This is a genomic window from Streptococcus macacae NCTC 11558 (assembly GCF_000187995.2).
GTDB classification, from domain to species: domain Bacteria; phylum Bacillota; class Bacilli; order Lactobacillales; family Streptococcaceae; genus Streptococcus; species Streptococcus macacae.
Window position 1 is genome coordinate 1,208,147 of record NZ_AEUW02000001.1, and the last position, 17,867, is coordinate 1,226,013.

The following is a 17,867-nucleotide window of genomic DNA, read 5'->3' on the forward strand; positions in this document are numbered from 1 at the left end:
CATAACAGAATTTAAGTAATTGTACTCAGGCTAAAAGCTGGTGATTTAGATAAATCGTCTTGTGTTCATCGAACACAGCGTCGATTTCCTAAAATCAAGGCGCTTTTTACGCCCTCTGTTACTTGTTTTTCCTTAGAAAGGAGGTGATCCAGCCGCACCTTCCGATACGGCTACCTTGTTACGACTTCACCCCAATCATCCGTCCCACCTTAGGCGGCTGGCTCCTTTACGGTTACCTCACCGACTTTGGGTGTTACAAACTCTCGTGGTGTGACGGGCGGTGTGTACAAGGCCCGGGAACGTATTCACCGCGGCGTGCTGATCCGCGATTACTAGCGATTCCGACTTCATGGAGGCGAGTTGCAGCCTCCAATCCGAACTGAGATTGGCTTTCAGAGATTAGCTTGCCGTCACCGGCTTGCGACTCGTTGTACCAACCATTGTAGCACGTGTGTAGCCCAGGTCATAAGGGGCATGATGATTTGACGTCATCCCCACCTTCCTCCGGTTTATTACCGGCAGTCTGGCTAGAGTGCCCAACTCAATGATGGCAACTAACCATAAGGGTTGCGCTCGTTGCGGGACTTAACCCAACATCTCACGACACGAGCTGACGACAACCATGCACCACCTGTCTCCGGTGTACCGAAGTAACTTCCTATCTCTAGAAATAGCACCGGGATGTCAAGACCTGGTAAGGTTCTTCGCGTTGCTTCGAATTAAACCACATGCTCCACCGCTTGTGCGGGCCCCCGTCAATTCCTTTGAGTTTCAACCTTGCGGTCGTACTCCCCAGGCGGAGTGCTTATTGCGTTAGCTACGGCACTAAGCCCCTTAGGACCTAACACCTAGCACTCAGCGTTTACGGCGTGGACTACCAGGGTATCTAATCCTGTTCGCTACCCACGCTTTCGAGCCTCAGCGTCAGTCACAGACCAGAGAGCCGCTTTCGCCACTGGTGTTCCTCCATATATCTACGCATTTCACCGCTACACATGGAATTCCACTCTCCCCTTCTGTACTCAAGTCTGACAGTTTCAATAGCTGACATTGGTTAAGCCAATGCTTTTAACTACTGACTTTCCAGACCGCCTGCGCTCCCTTTACGCCCAATAAATCCGGACAACGCTCGGGACCTACGTATTACCGCGGCTGCTGGCACGTAGTTAGCCGTCCCTTTCTGGTTAAGTACCGTCAATTGGAGAACTTTCCACTCTCTCCAACTTGCTTCCTTAACAACAGAGCTTTACGATCCGAAAACCTTCTTCACTCACGCGGCGTTGCTCGGTCAGGGTTCCCCCCATTGCCGAAGATTCCCTACTGCTGCCTCCCGTAGGAGTCTGGGCCGTGTCTCAGTCCCAGTGTGGCCGGTCACCCTCTCAGGTCGGCTATGTATCGTCGCCTTGGTAAGCCTCTACCTTACCAACTAGCTAATACAACGCAGGTCCATCTCTTAGCGATACTGTTGTACCTTTCAATCCCTCTAAAGGCTTAGAGAAATGTTATGCGGTATTACCTATCGTTTCCAATCCTTATCCCCCTCTAAGAGGCAGGTTACCTACGCGTTACTCACCCGTTCGCGACGCCGTCTCAGTTAGCAAGCTAACTCAGAACAGCGTTCCACTTGCATGTATTAGGCACGCCGCCAGCGTTCGTCCTGAGCCAGGATCAAACTCTCTTGTCCAGTCTGATGTGACTCTTACTTTGTTCCTGTCGCTGACAGTTCTTTGTTTGACGGGTACTAGTCCCCTAGCACCCTCACTTGGTCGTCTTGTTCAGTTTTCAAAGGACTCTAGCTGTCTTTATGAAACAGCAGCTTTAATAATATAACAGAAAATATATCAGCTTGTCAACAATTTTTTTAACTTTTTTTAAAAAAATGTTGACTTTGATTTAACTTATACTCAATGAAAGTCAAAAAGCAAACGAGGAAGCTAGGCGACGCTGACCTAGTTTGAAGGGATTTTCAAAGAGTATTAGATAGTTACAGTGATCAGAATTGCTTAAAAACAGTTTGAATCTTTTCAATAATTTGTTTTTTTAGTCTTCATCATCGGGTTTGCGGCCGTGGAGGCCTTTCTGACGCTGAATTTCTTTCAGTTTTTCTGGGGTGATATCCTTGCCTTCTTCATCAACAACTTTGATTCCTTCGATATGGTGGCGAAAGCTGCGGCGGTAACCTTCAATATATTCTTCACGGAGACGCTCTTGCTCAACTTTTTCCTCTCCAGTCAAACCTTCCGTTTTCTTTTTACGAGCTAATTCATTAATTCTTTCAATCTTTTTTTGATCCATAAGTTTTTCCTTTCTCATTTTTAAATAAGGATAACAGCTTTAGTTTACCTGTCATCTCACAGTCAATTGTCCTTTTATTTTGTATTAATTTTGTTAAAGGCTGCAATAGTATTTGCCTTTTCCATCAAATTGCTAAGAATGGCAAGACGGTTATTTCTTAATTCCTGATCCTCAGTCATAACCATAGTGTTATCAAAGAAAGCATCAATAATAGGGCTCAATGTAAATAACCTATCTATATTTTCTGAGACATCTTCTGTAAAACGCAACTCCTCAACAGCATCATATAATTCTTGCTCATGCTCATTTTCAAAAATACTTGTATCAACAGACTTGCTATTATAAGCATTTTCAGCAATATTGAAAACACGTGAAAGACTTTCGACAGAAGATTTAAAATTAGCATCTTCAGCTTTTGCAGCAAGGCTTGCTGCAGCTTCCAGCTGCAAACGGACAACACCAGCAGAACTGCCAAGAACCGCTTCACGGATATCTTTAGGAACTGATTTATCCATTAGCTTTTCAATACGTGCCTGAAGAAAAGCCATCACTTCTGTCTGATTTTTATAGCTTAAACTGTCCAAATGCAGCTGATAAAGATTGCTTATCAATTCATCTAGAGGAATTTCCCACTCAAAGCTATCTAAAATCCGAACAATCCCTTGAGCAGCTCGGCGAAGAGCATAAGGATCATTGGAACCGCTAGGGATTAGCCCGACAGAAAAGAAAGACAGCAAAACATCACATTTATCAGCAATAGCTAAAATGGCCCCAACTTTAGTAAGAGGCAGGTCTCCTTCACTGGTTACAGGTAGATAGTGCTCTCGTATAGCTCTTGCAACAGCTTGGTTTTCTCCAGCTAAAGTCGCATATTTTTCTCCCATAATGCCTTGAAGTTCATCAAATTCACCGACCATGCCGGTTAAAAGGTCAAATTTATAAATACTTGCTGCTCGCTCTACCTGTGCCTTTTCTTGCTCATCAAGTCCTGCCAAGTTTGCTAAATAAGCTGCTATCACTTTTGTTCGCATCATATGATCATATAAAGAACCTATTTTTTCATGAAAAGTAACAAGTTTTAACTTTTCAACTAAATCCTCAATTTGCAGTTTTTGATCTTCGCGCCAGAAAAATTCACCATCTTCAAGACGAGCCACTAAGACTTTCTCGTTCCCTCTAATCACATTCTCAATAAAGTCACTGTTCCCATTACGAACAGAAACAAAGTTCGGTAAAAGCTGTCCTTCTGAAGTGCGAACGACAAAATAGCGCTGATGATTTTTCATAGAGGTTACTAAAACTTCTTCAGGAACTTCAAGATATTTAGAAGCAAAATTTCCCATAAAAGCTGTTGGATACTCGACTAAATTTAGAACTTCATTTAAAAGATCATGGTCAATTTCAACAACAACATTATGATTAGATTCAATTGTTTTAATCTGATCTAAAATGAGTTTTTGACGCTCCTTAGGGTCAACAATCACAAATTGCCTGCGCAGATCTTCCTCATAACTATCTGCTGATCTAATGATGGTTTCCTTCCCTAAAAAACGATGGCCGCGGCTGATATTGCTAGAGACGATATCAAGAAAGGGTACCTGAATCACTTCTTTGTCTAAAAGGATCGTCAGTGTATGAACTGGACGGATATAATCAAACTGATTGGCAGCCCAATGCATACTAACGGGAAAAGAAAGGGAAGAGAGAACTTCTGTTACTTTAGGTACAATTTCAGAGGCATTTTTACCCGCTTCACGCTTGCTGACATAGGCATATTCTTCTCCCTTAACTTCACGAAATTCAATAGCATCTGTTGTGAGGCCCTTGCTGCGGACAAAACCTTGAGCAGCCTTCGTAAAATTTCCTTCACTATCTACAGCAATTTTTTTTGAAGGTCCTTTAAAATCCTCAGATAAATCCTTTTGCTTATCTGACAAACCCATAACACGGACAGCTAAACGGCGTGGAGTGGAGAAGGTTTGGATAGTTTCATAATCAAGGCGGTTTTCTTTTAAAAAGTCCGCCATTTTTTGTCCCAGCTGCTCTTCACTAGGTGTTACAACATAAGCCGGCAGTTCTTCTAAGCCCAGCTCTACCAATAAATTTTTTGTCATCACTTTTCCTCTTATTTAGAAATATACTTTTTAATGTTTTTCAGTTAAGGTTTGACACTGTTAGATGTTTCATAGCTGACACATTGATATCTTTATTAACTCATCTTAGAGCTAATAAATGAAAAGACAAATGCTCAAGACTTCATTTTTCTAAGCCAGCAGCATTAAAGTCTCAACAGCTCCATAACAGGTCTCTTAAACTTCTTTTAGCTATGCGCTAATACTCTAAACATCATCTTTCTCCAGCAATTTTGCTCGTGTGATTTCATCCAGCAGTGGATAGCCCAGCTTCTTGCGCTCTGCTACAAAATTTTTGGCCACAAGGCGAGCCAAATGGCGGATGCGAGCAATATACCCCGCGCGCTCAGTGACAGACACTGCACCGCGCGCATCTAATAAATTAAAGGTGTGCGAACATTTAAGCACATAGTCATAAGCCGGATGAACCAAGCCTTCTTCTAAAGCATGGTGAGCCTCTCTTTCAAATTTATTAAAATTATCAAGAAGCATATCTTGATTTGAAACTTCAAAAGAATATTTTGAGTGCTCATACTCTGGCTGGATAAAAATTTCACCGTATTTAACACCAGGAGCCCATTCAATATCATAAACAGAATCCACTTCTTGAATATAAGAAGCTAAACGTTCAAGACCATAAGTGACCTCGGCTGTTACAGGATCAGTTTCTAAACCACCAACTTGCTGAAAGTAAGTAAACTGGGTTATTTCCATCCCATCAAGCCAAACTTCCCATCCTAAGCCTGCTGAGCCTGTTGATGGGTTTTCCCAGTTATCCTCTACAAAGCGGATATCATGCTCCAGTAAGCTAATCCCCAGTTTTTCCAAAGAGGCAAGGTAAAGCTCTTGAATATTTGAAGGCGACGGTTTCATGACAACTTGAAATTGATGATGCTGATAAAGACGATTAGGATTTTCGCCATAACGGCCATCGGCAGGGCGGCGGGATGGCTCAACATAAGCTGCATTCCATGGCTCAGGGCCAATAGCACGCAAGAAAGTATAAGGACTCATAGTCCCGGCACCTTTTTCGTTATCATAAGCTTGCATAAGCAAACAGCCTTGCTCATTCCAGAACTGCTGAAGTGTTAAAATAATTTCTTGAAAGGTTAGTTTTCTACTCAATTTAGTATCCTCTTTCTGTTTTGATCATTCGGCGGCCTTTTCTTTATTCGATTATTTTTAGTAAGGAAAACTAGTGCGTCAACTAGGCAAATTGCCACAGGATTACCCTTAGATGCTTGCTCCCTTAGGAATACTAGTACCTTTGGCGAGGTAAAATGTTAATTTTTTAAACATTTTTCTCCTTTTATAAATCTTGCAGCTATGCCAAATAAAAAGCTGCTTCTCATTTGAGGAATGAGGGGATCACTGAGACAAGCCTTCTTTTTCTCTGATTACAATAGGATAAGTCTTCTGCCCTAGCACTTTGCAAGACATGATCCTAACAAAATGAAAAGTAAGCTCTTAAGAAACAGAAATTTCCATTTTTATTTTATTAGGTAGAGAGGCAGCAAAAAAGGCAGCACCTACTCTATCCCATACAGATCGCACAGGGGCGCAGAGACGCGGTTCCACCCTAATTTATAACTTCATTTATCTCATTGTAATAACTTGGTTAACTAGCCGTAATAACTTGGTTAACTAGCCAAGAGAAAGCTCCAGCTCCTTACCTCGTTTCACCTGACTCACACTTTCTCAGGTTCGCTGCAGAAAACTCCCATAAGGCCTTCTTTCTGTCTCAGATTATAACAAAAAACAGCAAAACTGTCCAGATTTAATCTATTTTCATCTTCTCAAAAATAAACATAAAGAAATCTCGGCTCACTTCAAAATGTCCATAGCGAAGCTGTCTGGCGTATTTCCCCCACTCTGGATGCTGTCTGGCTGCTTCAATCGAACAGGGACGGATAGACCTGTAATAATCAACGTCCCGCCTGAAAGGGACGAAATCCGGTGCCATTTCAAAGGGATAGACCCGGTCGTCCTTCATTTTGCCGACGGCTGTAAAAGCCTGCAGTTTTTGATTAGAATCCAGAGCTGCTTTGGGACTGTAATAGAGCAGGTAGTCTCCCGGCTTCATCCGTCTTAAGGGGCCGCCCTTGCCATGGCAGACTTGACAAAAGCCGCCTTTAACACCGATTTTAACGTGATTTTCTGAAACTACCCCAACCCAAAATCTAACCATTCATTTCCTCCAATTTTATCAACAGCTGATTGAAATCTGCCACCTGCTCTCTCAATTGACCAAAGTAAGCCTGATCAATTGCCTCAACAAGAGGCAGAGCTTGGTTCATGTGCTCTCTGCCTGAGTCCGTCAGAAAAACAACCTTTGCTCGGCTGTCTTTCGGATGTTCCCGCCGTTCAACCAAGCCCTTTTTTAACAAAAGCTTGAGAACCTGTGAAACCGTCATCACATCCATATCTGAAAAAGCAGCCAGATTGACCTGAGTAATCAAATCCTGCTGTAATTCCAAAGCTCCCAAACTGCTTAAAATGATAAACTGAGGGTGAGTCAAATCAATATTTTTAAGGGTGCTTTTAACCTTAGCATGCCAAGCATTGTATACTTTGGCAAATAAGAAACCTGTCGACTCCTGAGGGTTGTCAGCATACTGGGAATGAAAAGTTTTTGTCATGCTGCCTCCAATAGTTGTTTCAGCTGTCTTACAGATGCCGGCACATCGGCAAAAATCTGTTTCAAAAAGGCTAAGGCTTCCTCTGTCATATCACCGTCCATTAAAGAAACGGAATGTCTCAGTCTAATGGCAGCGGCAGAGCTTTCAAGTATCTCATGCTCAAAGAGAATACTGCCAAAAGGCGTTGCTGTTAAATCAGAAAAATACTGATTCTCACGCACCTCAACTAAAGTGAAGGCAAGTTCAGGCATGCCCTCCATCTTCATTTTTCCCCTTTGTCCTGTAGTGAAATCACCGTCCAAGCTGATCTCTTCTAAATCATTCTCCCAGACAAACCACTGATCAACTTGACAATAGTAGACCCAAGCGTCCTCTTTTTTAGCATTGATGGCCAACTCAAAAGAAAATTTCATAAAAAAACTCCTTCATATTTAATAAATATTTATATTATAAGTTAACTTATAATATATGTCAAGAAAAAAGGCAAAAGTTTGTTTTACCTTTTTTTGATACATAAATACAAGATTTGTAGACAGCATTTCCCTGTTTTCATTCTCTCTGTAAATGATTAGCAAGCTATCTTATTTTATTTTTATCATCTAGTTTCATAGCTTTTTTCACCAGCTAAATAAGTGGCTTGTAAATTCATTGCTGGGTCTAAAATAATAAAGTCAGCTGCATGCCCTTCCTTGATCTGACCGCAAACATCATCCAGTCCGACAGATAAGGCTGGGATAAGTGTTGCCATATGAACAGCTTGAGCTTTTGTCGCGATTCCCCAGTCAACAACATTTTTAACAGCATCTTTGAGCTCTAAAACAGAACCTGCCAAATTGCCTCCTTCTTTTAATCGCGCCGTTCCATCGGCTACTACAACCGGAAGCTCTCCCAGCATATAATCACCATCAGCTAGACCGCCTGCACTCATGCAGTCTGTAATTAAGGCGACATGATCGTGACCTTTTTGTTTCATCAGAATATGGCAGGCCTGCGGATGAACATGATGCCCATCACAGATAAGCTCCGCATAAGTATTGGGAAGCTGATAGACCGCACCGACCATTCCGGGTTCACGATGATTAAGCGAGCGCATGCCATTATAGGCATGCACCCAGATACTAGCACCTGCTTGTGCTGCTTCTACGGCTTGCTGATAAGTGGCATCAGAATGTCCCAAAGCTACCCTTACTCCCTTAGCTTTTGCATAAGCTGTAAAAAGCTGGCTGCCTTCACGCTCAGGAGCAATCGCTATTTTCTTCAAGAGACCCTGGCTGGCTTTTAGCCAGTCATCCAATTCCTGACAGTTAGGATTGCGCATGTAAGCTGGATTTTGAGCACCTTTATAAGTCTCACTGAAATAAGGGCCTTCAAAATAGAGGCCTTGAATATGAGCTCCGCTTTCTTGACCAGCAAAAGAAGCTGCTGTCTGACAGATAGCTCTTAATTCTTCAAAAGGAGCTGTCAAAGCCGTCGGCATAAAGCTGGTAACGCCAGCCGCCAGCAAAGCTTGACTCATTGCTTCTAAAGACTCTTGGCTATTATCCATGGTATCTGCTCCAGCATAACCATGGATATGAGTATCAACCAAACCTGGTGCTAAAGCATAACCACTGTAATCAATAATTTCTGCTCCAGCTGGCACTTTGCTCTGCCACTTTCCAAAAAAGCCATCATTAATTTCTAAGAAACCTTTGCCTTTTACCTCATAGGGATAGAAAAATTGATCTGCTTTGATATATTTTAACACTGTTAACGCCTCACTTTCCTTTATCTATTATACAGCAAATCATTTTTCCAATAAATCAAAAAACAAGAAAAAGTTACTCTTGATTGTTTTGACGATGAGATAAAGCACGGTTAATTTTTTGGGTCTTTAAATAAATATCCAAACGGACAAAACACCAGATAATAAAATAAATAAGGATGAAGTCAAACCAAAACCGAAATAAAGTGAGAAGATATCCCCAGCCATTGTAAATCATCATAGCAGATACCAAACCTAAGATTATCAAAAAATGAATGATTAAAAGCTGTAAAAAGGAGAAGCGATCACTTTCAAAAATCAGGTTAACAACACCGATACAAGCGCTCATAATGAGAACACTTATGATATTGCTTTTGCTGACAGATGATTTTTGAACATCAAAAAGCAAGACTAACAGATAAACGAGACCGCCTGTACGGACTCCTGAAAGTATAGCATTCATTATTTTTTTCATGTCACATTCCCTTCTAGATCCCTAAATGAACCATCAATTCTTTGACATACTTACGACTGACACTTGATTTGATATTATTGCTCAATTTTGCCATCATATTACCTGAAAAACTATCTGATAGAGATTCCAAATGGTCAAGATTAATCAGAGCATGCTTGGAAATTTGGATGAAATTGGCTCTATTTAGACGGTTTGAAAAATGGATTAACGTCTCCGTCGTGGTAAATACGCCATTTAAAGTAAAAATCTTAAGTGTTGTCTGATTAACGTCTGCCAAAACAATATCATCTAGCTTTAACATCACAATTTTATCCATAGTCTTGATAGGAATAGCATTGCTGGAGAGCATTTGATAATTATCAATATAATCCAACAACTGCTGAACTGCAGCCGTTTTTTCTGCCGCCTTAACTAAAACAAAGGGAAAATCTGCTGGAATTTGCGAATCTTGTTCAAATTGACTTTTTACCACCTATTTTTCCTCTCTAAACAAGGGAACGGCGCTGCCTCAAAGCATTTTGCAGACTAAAAATGAGAACAGCAGCCGCTAAGATACCTATCACTATATAGTAAGTGTCAGTATTTGTCAATAAATCCTGCCAATTCAAACGAATTCCCATCAGCTTTTCAAAATGGCCTCTTGCTCTTTCCTGACTAAAATTATCTTTAAGAGCATCCGTCATGAGTGTTTGTCTAAATAAGGAAGCAATATAAGCACCCGGTGTCACTTTCATGATGGTTTGAGCGGTATCGGGCAGAGCACCGATAGGAACATAAGTGCCTACAAGGAAACCCGAAGCAGCTCCAAAAATGGTGGCCAGTTTACCAAGATTATCAACCGATTGAATCCTATTTACAATCAGAGCATTGATAAGGGTAAAAATAAGCGTATTTAAAATCATGATAAAGATGAGCTGCGGAAAAACGGTCCAAGAAAGCGCCACCTTATCCACAAAATAGAAATAAGTGCCCATGATGGTTAGCATCATAAGCTGCATCATAAAACCAACAAAGGCAGCACTGATAATATAACTAAAGGATAAAGGCCAATAACCCAAGTCTGTCATTAAAAGGTCTTGACGCACATGACTTTCTTTGTCTTTTGTCCACTGGGAGAGACTGGATAAAGTGGTTGTAATTCCTGTAATAGTCAGAGTACCGCCAATAAGCCAAGTATCTAAAAGCTGATTGGTATCATCAATCTGAGACCAAGACGATTCAATATTATCCTTTAGAAAGACTAAATAAAGAATAAAAGAAATCAAAGCCCCCATCAGTGAAAAAACAACACCGCTGCGGTTGCGAAAATAAAGCAAACAATTGCGTTTCACTAAAGTCAACATTTAACGTACCTCCCGTCCAGTTAAAGCCATAAAAGCATCGTCCATTGTGCCAGAGCGAAATTCAAAATTATCAATCAAATCACGGCAGTGATTAATCACCTCCAAAGCCAAATGAGCTGTTTCTGGTTTCAAAATAATCTCTCCTTCTTTGACTTCCTCAATGATGGAATCATCCCGCAAGCGATCAAGCAGTGCCTCAACACTGCCTGTTTGCAGTTTAAGAATATTTTTAGCATATTTTTCTTTGATCTGATCTGCCCTTCCCTGTGCAATAATCTGACCATGATCAACAATATAAACGTGATCAGCGCTGTCTGCTTCATCCAGATAATGTGTTGTCAAAACAATTGTCATTTTCTCCTTTTTTTGAAGCAGATTCAGCAAGTCCCAGATAGCTTCTCTGGTCTGGATATCAAGACCTGTTGTCGGTTCATCCAAAAAGAGAATATCCGGACTATTCAGCAGAGCACGCGCAATATCAACGCGTCTCTTTTGTCCTCCCGATAGGCTCCCGTATGGCTGATGCATAAAATTAGTTAAGCCTAATTGTTCCGTCAGTCTCTCGATTTTCTCAAGGGTAACTCCCTTATACTGATGAGCACGAATCTGTAAATTTTCCTCAACACTTAACATATCATCTAAAACACTGTTTTGAAAAACAGCACCGATTTTGACATGTTCACTAGCATAATGAACTCTCCCTGAATCTGGCTGTGACAGTCCAATCAGCATTTGAATGGTCGAAGATTTTCCAGCACCGTTAGGTCCCAAAATAGCTGTAAAACTTCCCTTTTCGATTTCCAAATTGATATTATTTACTGCAATGTGGGAGCCGTAAGTTTTAATGAGACTTTGTGTTTTGAGTATCATAATACATTTCCTTTCTTAACTGATCTGCCCTTAGTCTATCAAAAGCCAAACTAAAAATCTTAGCTTTTTAGATAAGAGGTTAAAATGAATGGATAAGACGTCTCATTAGAAAAATAAAATACTGACTCTCTATAAAAGTATAAAAAAAGCAGGATAAGTTGCCCTGCTTTTGATTTTTACAATTCATATTGGAATTTCTGAAAAGTCTGATTTTCTCTTGCCTTTTCTTACTGCCTGTTTTTTACTATTTATCGCCTTTAAACCAAGCTGGTTTAAAGCTTAAGCTTTCTTTACACTTTTAAGCTGCTGCTTATAAGTTTTTTTGGAAGAGATGGTCATTAATGGCTTGGGCAACACCTGCTTCATCATTGGATTTAGTTACAAAGTCTGCCACAGCCTTGACGTCTGGACTAGCATTTCCCATAGCCACACTAAAACCTGCTGCTGCCATCATTTCAAGATCATTTGCTGCATCTCCAATCGCCATAACATCTTGCATTGGAATCTGCAGCCTGTGAGCAATTTCTTTTAAACCGCTGGCCTTGTTAATACCTTTGGGCAATACCTCAAAGAGATAATCCTGGCTTCTTACTGTACTAAGACGGCTTTTTAATTTTGCTTCATTTTCTTTCTGAAAAGCTGTTATTTTATCTGGCTCCCCCATATACATGGCTTTAAAGACAGGCTTTTGTAAATGCTTTAGCTCTTCCAATGTGGTTGTTTTAGGTGTCGTAAAAACCAAGCTAGCATCATAGGCAACCAAGTCTGCTACCTTATCTGCAACAACTAAATAATCACTATCAACAATCAAAGTAAGATAAATTCCTGACTTCTGCTCCAGCAGATGATAAAGAATGCTAATATCATCGAAAGCTAAACTGTGACAAGCAAGGAGCTGCCACTTTTCATCAATTGTATGCAAAGAACAGCCATTATTTAAAACAGCATACTCCTGTTCATCAGATAGAGCCAACTGAGCAAAATAAGGTTCAACTCCCGACTGCGCTCGGCCCGTACATATCACAATCTTATAGCCTGCATGCGCTGCTTTTTGGAGTGTTTCAATATTTCTCTGAGACAGTTCTTTTTGGCTGTCCAAAAGCGTCCCATCCATGTCAATAGCAATTAATTTAACCACGATCTTACAACCTTTTCTAAATCATTCTATTGTCTAGTCTACCACAATTGAAAACAAAGGGATATAACTAGCGCCCTATTAAGTAAAAATGAGCCGTTTAATTTCAGAAAACAAAAACAGTTTGTAGTAAATCTATTTGATCGCTACACTTCTGCTCCAAGCTCATAGTTGCTTCCCTTTAGAGCACGTTTTAGCGACCACTTGCTTGGATTGCCCCAAATTGTCACTTCATTTTTAGCAAGGTCAACCTTGACATGATCTACTTTTTTTAAGGCTGAAAAACGCTTTGTCACATTATCCGCACAGCCTTGGCATTTTAATCCTTTAATGTTATACGTTCTTTCCATGATTTTCTCCTTTAAAGTTTCTTAATTTTGAGGCGAAGGGCATTTAAAACAACGGAGACAGAACTAAAACTCATAGCAAGTCCCGCAATCATCGGATCTAACAAAGGTCCGCCAAAAAGATAAAGTCCTCCCATAGCAATAGGAATGGATAGGATATTATAGATAAAAGCCCAAAAAAGATTTTCTTTAACAGTGGCAATCGTAGCACGGCTAATTTTAAGCGCCTTAACCATATCAAGCATAGCAGGTTTCATCAGAATAATATCTGCCGATTCCATGGCAATGTCTGCGCCAGAACCCATAGAAATACCAATATCAGCTGTCGCTAGAGCAGGTGCATCATTGATACCATCACCAACCATAGCTACCTTCTTTCCTTGGGCCTGTAAATCAACAATAGCCTGCGTTTTTTCCTGGGGTAAGACTTGACTAATAACAGAAGCAATCCCTGCTTCTTTTGCAATAGCCTGAGCTGTTGCTTCATTATCACCTGTCAGCATAACTACTTCAATCCCCATATTCTCTAAAGCTTTAACGGTTGCTGCACTATCGCTCTTGAGCTTATCAGCAATAGTTATCAGCCCAAGCAATTGCCCATCACCAGCAATAAAAATCGCTGTTTCTCCCTTAGCCGTTGCTGCCTGAAAATCTGCCTGAGCTTGCCTTAGAGAGATACCTTCTTGAAGCAGCAATGTGTCATTACCAACCAGCAGCGTTTGATCAGCAACACGCCCTTTTAGTCCAAGTCCTGTCAGAGCAGCAAAATCCTCTGCGCTTCTTAACGAAATCCCTTCTTTTTTAGCATAATCTACAATTGCCTGACTAAGAGGATGTTCAGAAAGAGCTTCTAAAGAAGCTGTCAGCTGCAGCAAGTCTGCTCTGTCACTGTATACAAAATAACGGATAACTTCCGGCTGGCCTTGTGTAAGAGTCCCAGTCTTATCAAAAACAATGGTACCAAGCTGATGGGCTAATTCTAAGACATCACCGCGTTTATAAAGGATACCATTTTCAGCGGCACGGCCTGTCCCAACCATGATAGCCGTGGGCGTTGCAAGCCCTAAGGCACAAGGGCAGGCAATGACCAGAACTGCCACACTGACCGTCATTGAAAAAGTAAAATTCTCTCCCATAACAAAATACCAAAAGAGACCCGTCAAAACAGCAAGCGCTATAATAACAGGAACAAAGACGGCAGACACCTTATCAGCAATCTTAGCAATTGGCGCCTTGGTTTGCTGCGCATCTTCCACCAATTTAATAATTTGTGCCAGCAGGGTTTCATCACCCACTTTTTCAGCTTCAAAAATCAGGCTCCCCTGACCATTGATAGAGCCAGCATAAACAGGGCTGTCAGGATTTTTCTCAATTGGGACAGACTCTCCGGTTAACATGGACTCATCAATAGTAGAATGCCCTGAGAGAACACGGCCGTCTACCGGAATTTTTTCACCAGGTTTGACCAAAAGATGATCTCCAATTTCCACCTGCTCAATAGCGACTTTAACTTCTTCTCCATCCTGCCAAAGGGTAGCTTCTTTGGCAGATAAATGCATTAATTTTTTAATAGCGTCAGACGTCCGGCCTTTAGATAGCGTTTCAAAATACTTTCCTAAAGTAATAAGCGTTAAAATCACAGCAACCGACTCATAGTAGAGATGATGGGCATGATGAACATGTCCCAGATAAATATGGTAAGTCCCATAGAGACTGTAAAGAAAAGCTGCCGTTGTTGCCAAAGCAACCAGCGAATCCATATTAGGCCGGCCTTTAAAAAGGGCTCTAAATCCTCTGGCATAGAAAGTCCAGCTTAAGGCAATAACAGGAATCGTCAGCAGCAGTAAGACAGTTGCATAAGTCACAGCGGCTCTGCTTGGTGCTAAAAAATGCGGCAAGGGCAAGCCAATCATACTGCCCATGGCAATATAAAAAAGAGGAAGGGTAAAAATTGAAGTCCCTAACAGGCGCTTTTTGATAGCACCTAACTGATCTTCTTCTCGCTCTTCTTGATTCTTATCCAATGTTGGATCATAAACTTTAGCACCATAACCTGCAGACGCAACAGCCTTAGCAATATCTGCTTGGCTAAGCTTAGCCCTGTCATAATCTAGCGTCATTTTTTCTGTAGTGAGATTCACTGCTGCATCTTCAACACCGTCTAATTTCTTAACAGCATTCTCAACAGTGACAGCACAGGAAGCACAGGTCATTCCATCTATTAAAAAGACTTCTTTACTCATCTTGATGTCACCTCCAACGGTTCATGGCAAGAACACTGGCCTAAAATACAATGGCACTCAACCTCAGCTGCAGCACTGGCTTTTTTGGATAATAGCAAAGCTTCTAAGTCTTCAATATCAGACATAGTCATAGGCGTTTCTTGGATTAAGTTTTTGATTAGCGCTTTGTGCTTTTTCAAGCAGATACGCGAAAAAAGATCAGATACCTGCTGATTTAAGGCTTCTTCTTCTGTCATGACACTAGAATAAATGTATTTTCGCCCTTGACGCTGACTGGTCAAATAGCCTTTTTCCGATAAGCGAGTGATCAAGGTTTTGATCGTTGAAGCCGACCAGTCATAGGCCTGCCCCAATACCGCAATGATCTCACTGCTGCTTGTCGCCTTCTTGGCCCAGACTACTCGCATAACTTCCCATTCTGCATTAGAAATAACTGCCATAGCATTCACCTTCATTTACATTTGTAGATTTATTATAAAAAATATATCTACATTTGTCAACAAAAAAAGAAAAAGCCCCCCAAACCCTGCTCGCCCTTTGCTTTTAATAGGCCATGAAAATCAAAAAGCAAAGCAGGCAATGCTAAGGCAGAGCGAGGTGATGCTGGCCTCGTTTGAAGAGATTTTCAAAGCGCATAAAAGAAAAACAAAAAAGGCAGACCCCTGTGATGACTTTTTTTCTGTCATAAGGGGCTGCCTCAGCTTTTACAAATATAAGCTTTATAGCGTTTAGCTATCTTAAAAGCCAAAACACTGCTTCTTAGAAAGAGGCTTTATTTGGTTAAAATAGCTAACGTTTCCAGTAAATTTTCAACATTAACTTCAATCGTATCGCCTGTTGCTTTCATCTTAACTTCAACGACCCCATCTGCTGCTTTTTTGCCGATAGTTACGCGTATAGGCAAGCCGATAAGATCACTGTCTGAGAATTTGGAGCCAACGCGCTCATTTCGATCATCTGTTAAAACACAATAGCCTTCCGCCATTAAAAGCTGCTCAACTTTCTCAGTTAATTCTTGAGACGCTTGGTCTTTAACATTGACCGTTATTAAATGAACATCAAAAGGAGCTAATGTTTTAGGGAAATTAATCCCCCAGGCAAATCGATAAGCTCCTTTAGGAGTCTTATTAACGAAAATACGGGCGTGCTGCTCAATAACGGCTGAGAGAATTCGGCTGACACCTATCCCGTAACTTCCCATGATAACCGGGATAGAACGCCCGTTTTCATCAAGAATATTGGCCTTCATGCTTTCTGAATAGCGGGTTCCTAATTTGAAAATATGACCGATTTCAATGCCTCGGGCAAATTTGAGTACCCCTTTGCCATCCGGTGAGACTTCTCCTTCACAGACCTCGCGGATATCAGCATAATCCGCTTCGAAATCACGCTCAGGATTAACGCCTGTCAGATGATAGCCATCTTCATTAGCCCCGACCACAGCATTCCCTAGATCTTTGACCTTGCGGTCAGCAATAATCTTGACATTTTCAGGTAAATGAACAGGACCTAAAGAGCCAAAAGAAGCACCAAAAACGGATCTAGCTTCTTCTTCACTGGCAGGCTCTAAAAAGTCAGCTCCTAGATAATTTTTTAATTTAACCTTATTGACCTGATCATTGCCAACCAGCAAGGCAACAACAGGTTCTTCATCTGCAATGAAAAACAAGGTTTTGATCGTCTGCGACGAATCTATGCCTAAGAAGGCAGACACATCATCAATGGTTTTACAGTTTGGTGTTTCAACACGTTTGATTTCTTCATGGGCGACAACTTTGTTAGCGGGTTTGTATTCACTGCTTGCCATCTCAAGATTGGCTGCATAGTCGGACTCACTGGAATAAGCCAGGGTATCCTCACCCGAGATTAACCATGAAGACAGCTCCTGCTTAATCTCTTCTAAGACCGTTTCAGGAATTTCTTCAATCGAAGCAATGCTTTTATCCAGAACCAGCCAATGCGCCAAATCTGTACGGTCAGGCGTTACAGCCATAAATTCCTGACTGTCTTTTCCTCCCATAGCACCGCCATCTCCAATGATAGCCTTAAAGTCTAAGCCTACTCGTGTAAAAATAGCTTCATAAGCCTTGCGGTATTCTTCATAAGTTACATCTAAACTTTCATAATCCGCATGAAAGCTATAGCCATCCTTCATGATAAATTCACGCGTACGAAGCAAGCCATTTCTAGGGCGTTTTTCATCACGGTATTTAGGCTGGATTTGATAGAGATTTAAGGGCAGCTGCTTATAAGATTTTACAGAATCGCGAATCAAGGCTGTAAAAGTTTCCTCATGCGTAGGCCCTAAGATAAAATCTGACTGATCGCGGTTTTTCAGCTTGTAAAGATCTTCTCCGTAAGTCTCATAACGCCCTGATTCGCGCCAGAGATCAGCTGTCAAAAGAGCAGGTGCCAGCATTTCAACCGCACCGATCTTTTCAAATTCTTCACGCATAATCTGTTTGATTTTTTCAATCACTCTGTTGGCTAAAGGCAGATAGGAATAAATCCCTGCTGATACTTGACGGACATAGCCGGCACGTACCATAAGCGCATGACTGATTACCTGTGCATCACTTGGCATTTCACGCAAGGTAGGAATCAACATATTACTTTGTTTCATTTTTTCTTATACTCCATTTCA

16 protein-coding genes and 1 rRNA gene are annotated in these 17,867 nt (G+C 41.2%); all 17 read right to left on the reverse strand.

Translation table 11 applies throughout. The annotated features are described in order from the left end of the window. Nucleotides 1–136: 136 nt before the first annotated feature. The 17 genes from STRMA_RS05755 to STRMA_RS05835 all read right to left on the reverse strand — a co-directional run bounded on the left by STRMA_RS05755 (nucleotide 137) and on the right by STRMA_RS05835 (nucleotide 17,846). Nucleotides 137–1,684 (reverse strand): 16S ribosomal RNA (locus STRMA_RS05755). A 356-nt stretch (nucleotides 1,685–2,040) separates the two neighbouring features. Continuing rightward, nucleotides 2,041–2,295, reverse strand: a complete 255-nt coding sequence (locus STRMA_RS05760) for a DUF896 family protein (protein ID WP_003080209.1) — start codon at nucleotides 2,293–2,295, stop codon at nucleotides 2,041–2,043. Between the two features lie 74 nt (nucleotides 2,296–2,369). Further along, complete coding sequence (glyS, locus tag STRMA_RS05765) at nucleotides 2,370–4,409, reverse strand: glycine--tRNA ligase subunit beta (RefSeq protein WP_003078908.1); 2,040 nt, start codon at nucleotides 4,407–4,409, stop codon at nucleotides 2,370–2,372. Nucleotides 4,410–4,634: 225 nt separating this feature from the next. Beyond that, nucleotides 4,635–5,552 carry a glycine--tRNA ligase subunit alpha gene (gene glyQ / locus STRMA_RS05770; RefSeq protein WP_003081405.1) on the reverse strand — a complete coding sequence of 306 codons (918 nt, stop codon included), beginning with the start codon at nucleotides 5,550–5,552 and terminating at the stop codon, nucleotides 4,635–4,637. A gap of 652 nt (nucleotides 5,553–6,204) precedes the next feature. Next, nucleotides 6,205–6,615: an EVE domain-containing protein gene (locus tag STRMA_RS05775; RefSeq protein WP_003078557.1), complete on the reverse strand. Its 411-nt coding sequence runs from the start codon at nucleotides 6,613–6,615 to the stop codon at nucleotides 6,205–6,207. Then, the gene (locus tag STRMA_RS05780) at nucleotides 6,608–7,066 is read right to left on the reverse strand and encodes a MarR family winged helix-turn-helix transcriptional regulator (protein ID WP_003080884.1); all 459 of its coding nucleotides are present in this window, start codon (nucleotides 7,064–7,066) and stop codon (nucleotides 6,608–6,610) included. The genes STRMA_RS05775 and STRMA_RS05780 overlap by 8 nt, the downstream gene beginning before the upstream one ends. Further along, entirely contained in the window at nucleotides 7,063–7,479 is a 417-nt protein-coding gene (locus tag STRMA_RS05785; protein WP_003081356.1) for an SRPBCC family protein, read from the reverse strand. The genes STRMA_RS05780 and STRMA_RS05785 overlap by 4 nt, the downstream gene beginning before the upstream one ends. Before the next feature lie 182 nt (nucleotides 7,480–7,661). Next, complete coding sequence (gene nagA, locus STRMA_RS05790) at nucleotides 7,662–8,813, reverse strand: N-acetylglucosamine-6-phosphate deacetylase (RefSeq protein WP_003078536.1); 1,152 nt, start codon at nucleotides 8,811–8,813, stop codon at nucleotides 7,662–7,664. Between the two features lie 73 nt (nucleotides 8,814–8,886). Further along, nucleotides 8,887–9,285, reverse strand: coding sequence for a DUF3021 domain-containing protein (locus STRMA_RS05795; RefSeq protein ID WP_003079342.1), 399 nt, complete (start codon nucleotides 9,283–9,285; stop codon nucleotides 8,887–8,889). Between the two features lie 13 nt (nucleotides 9,286–9,298). Continuing rightward, nucleotides 9,299–9,757, reverse strand: coding sequence for a LytTR family DNA-binding domain-containing protein (locus tag STRMA_RS05800; RefSeq protein ID WP_003081530.1), 459 nt, complete (start codon nucleotides 9,755–9,757; stop codon nucleotides 9,299–9,301). Nucleotides 9,758–9,770: 13 nt separating this feature from the next. Next, nucleotides 9,771–10,628, reverse strand: a complete 858-nt coding sequence (locus tag STRMA_RS05805; protein WP_003078787.1) for an ABC transporter permease — start codon at nucleotides 10,626–10,628, stop codon at nucleotides 9,771–9,773. Then, nucleotides 10,629–11,498, reverse strand: a complete 870-nt coding sequence (locus STRMA_RS05810; RefSeq protein ID WP_003082411.1) for an ABC transporter ATP-binding protein — start codon at nucleotides 11,496–11,498, stop codon at nucleotides 10,629–10,631. It lies immediately after the preceding gene. A 310-nt stretch (nucleotides 11,499–11,808) separates the two neighbouring features. After that, complete coding sequence (locus STRMA_RS05815; protein WP_003081558.1) at nucleotides 11,809–12,636, reverse strand: Cof-type HAD-IIB family hydrolase; 828 nt, start codon at nucleotides 12,634–12,636, stop codon at nucleotides 11,809–11,811. A gap of 143 nt (nucleotides 12,637–12,779) precedes the next feature. Further along, nucleotides 12,780–12,983, reverse strand: a complete 204-nt coding sequence (gene copZ / locus STRMA_RS05820) for a copper chaperone CopZ (protein ID WP_003081578.1) — start codon at nucleotides 12,981–12,983, stop codon at nucleotides 12,780–12,782. Between the two features lie 11 nt (nucleotides 12,984–12,994). Beyond that, on the reverse strand, nucleotides 12,995–15,223 hold the full coding sequence (locus tag STRMA_RS05825) for a heavy metal translocating P-type ATPase (protein ID WP_003081745.1): 2,229 nt from the start codon (nucleotides 15,221–15,223) through the stop codon (nucleotides 12,995–12,997). After that, entirely contained in the window at nucleotides 15,220–15,663 is a 444-nt protein-coding gene (locus STRMA_RS05830; RefSeq protein ID WP_003079944.1) for a CopY/TcrY family copper transport repressor, read from the reverse strand. The genes STRMA_RS05825 and STRMA_RS05830 overlap by 4 nt, the downstream gene beginning before the upstream one ends. A 332-nt stretch (nucleotides 15,664–15,995) precedes the next feature. Beyond that, nucleotides 15,996–17,846, reverse strand: coding sequence for a proline--tRNA ligase (locus STRMA_RS05835; protein ID WP_003080904.1), 1,851 nt, complete (start codon nucleotides 17,844–17,846; stop codon nucleotides 15,996–15,998). Nucleotides 17,847–17,867 lie beyond the last annotated feature (21 nt).

Bases quoted from the DNA above. Each gene is read 5' to 3' on its own strand.
- STRMA_RS05760 (WP_003080209.1), bottom strand. From the start codon at position 2,295: ATGGATCAAAAAAAGATTGAAAGAATTAATGAATTAGCTCGTAAAAAG.
- glyS (WP_003078908.1), bottom strand. From the start codon at position 4,409: ATGACAAAAAATTTATTGGTAGAGCTGGGCTTAGAAGAACTGCCGGCT.
- STRMA_RS05775 (WP_003078557.1), bottom strand. From the start codon at position 6,615: ATGGTTAGATTTTGGGTTGGGGTAGTTTCAGAAAATCACGTTAAAATC.
- STRMA_RS05780 (WP_003080884.1), bottom strand. From the start codon at position 7,066: ATGACAAAAACTTTTCATTCCCAGTATGCTGACAACCCTCAGGAGTCG.
- STRMA_RS05785 (WP_003081356.1), bottom strand. From the start codon at position 7,479: ATGAAATTTTCTTTTGAGTTGGCCATCAATGCTAAAAAAGAGGACGCT.
- STRMA_RS05795 (WP_003079342.1), bottom strand. From the start codon at position 9,285: ATGAAAAAAATAATGAATGCTATACTTTCAGGAGTCCGTACAGGCGGT.
- STRMA_RS05805 (WP_003078787.1), bottom strand. From the start codon at position 10,628: ATGTTGACTTTAGTGAAACGCAATTGTTTGCTTTATTTTCGCAACCGC.
- STRMA_RS05810 (WP_003082411.1), bottom strand. From the start codon at position 11,498: ATGATACTCAAAACACAAAGTCTCATTAAAACTTACGGCTCCCACATT.
- copZ (WP_003081578.1), bottom strand. From the start codon at position 12,983: ATGGAAAGAACGTATAACATTAAAGGATTAAAATGCCAAGGCTGTGCG.
- STRMA_RS05825 (WP_003081745.1), bottom strand. From the start codon at position 15,223: ATGAGTAAAGAAGTCTTTTTAATAGATGGAATGACCTGTGCTTCCTGT.
- STRMA_RS05830 (WP_003079944.1), bottom strand. From the start codon at position 15,663: ATGGCAGTTATTTCTAATGCAGAATGGGAAGTTATGCGAGTAGTCTGG.
- STRMA_RS05835 (WP_003080904.1), bottom strand. From the start codon at position 17,846: ATGAAACAAAGTAATATGTTGATTCCTACCTTGCGTGAAATGCCAAGT.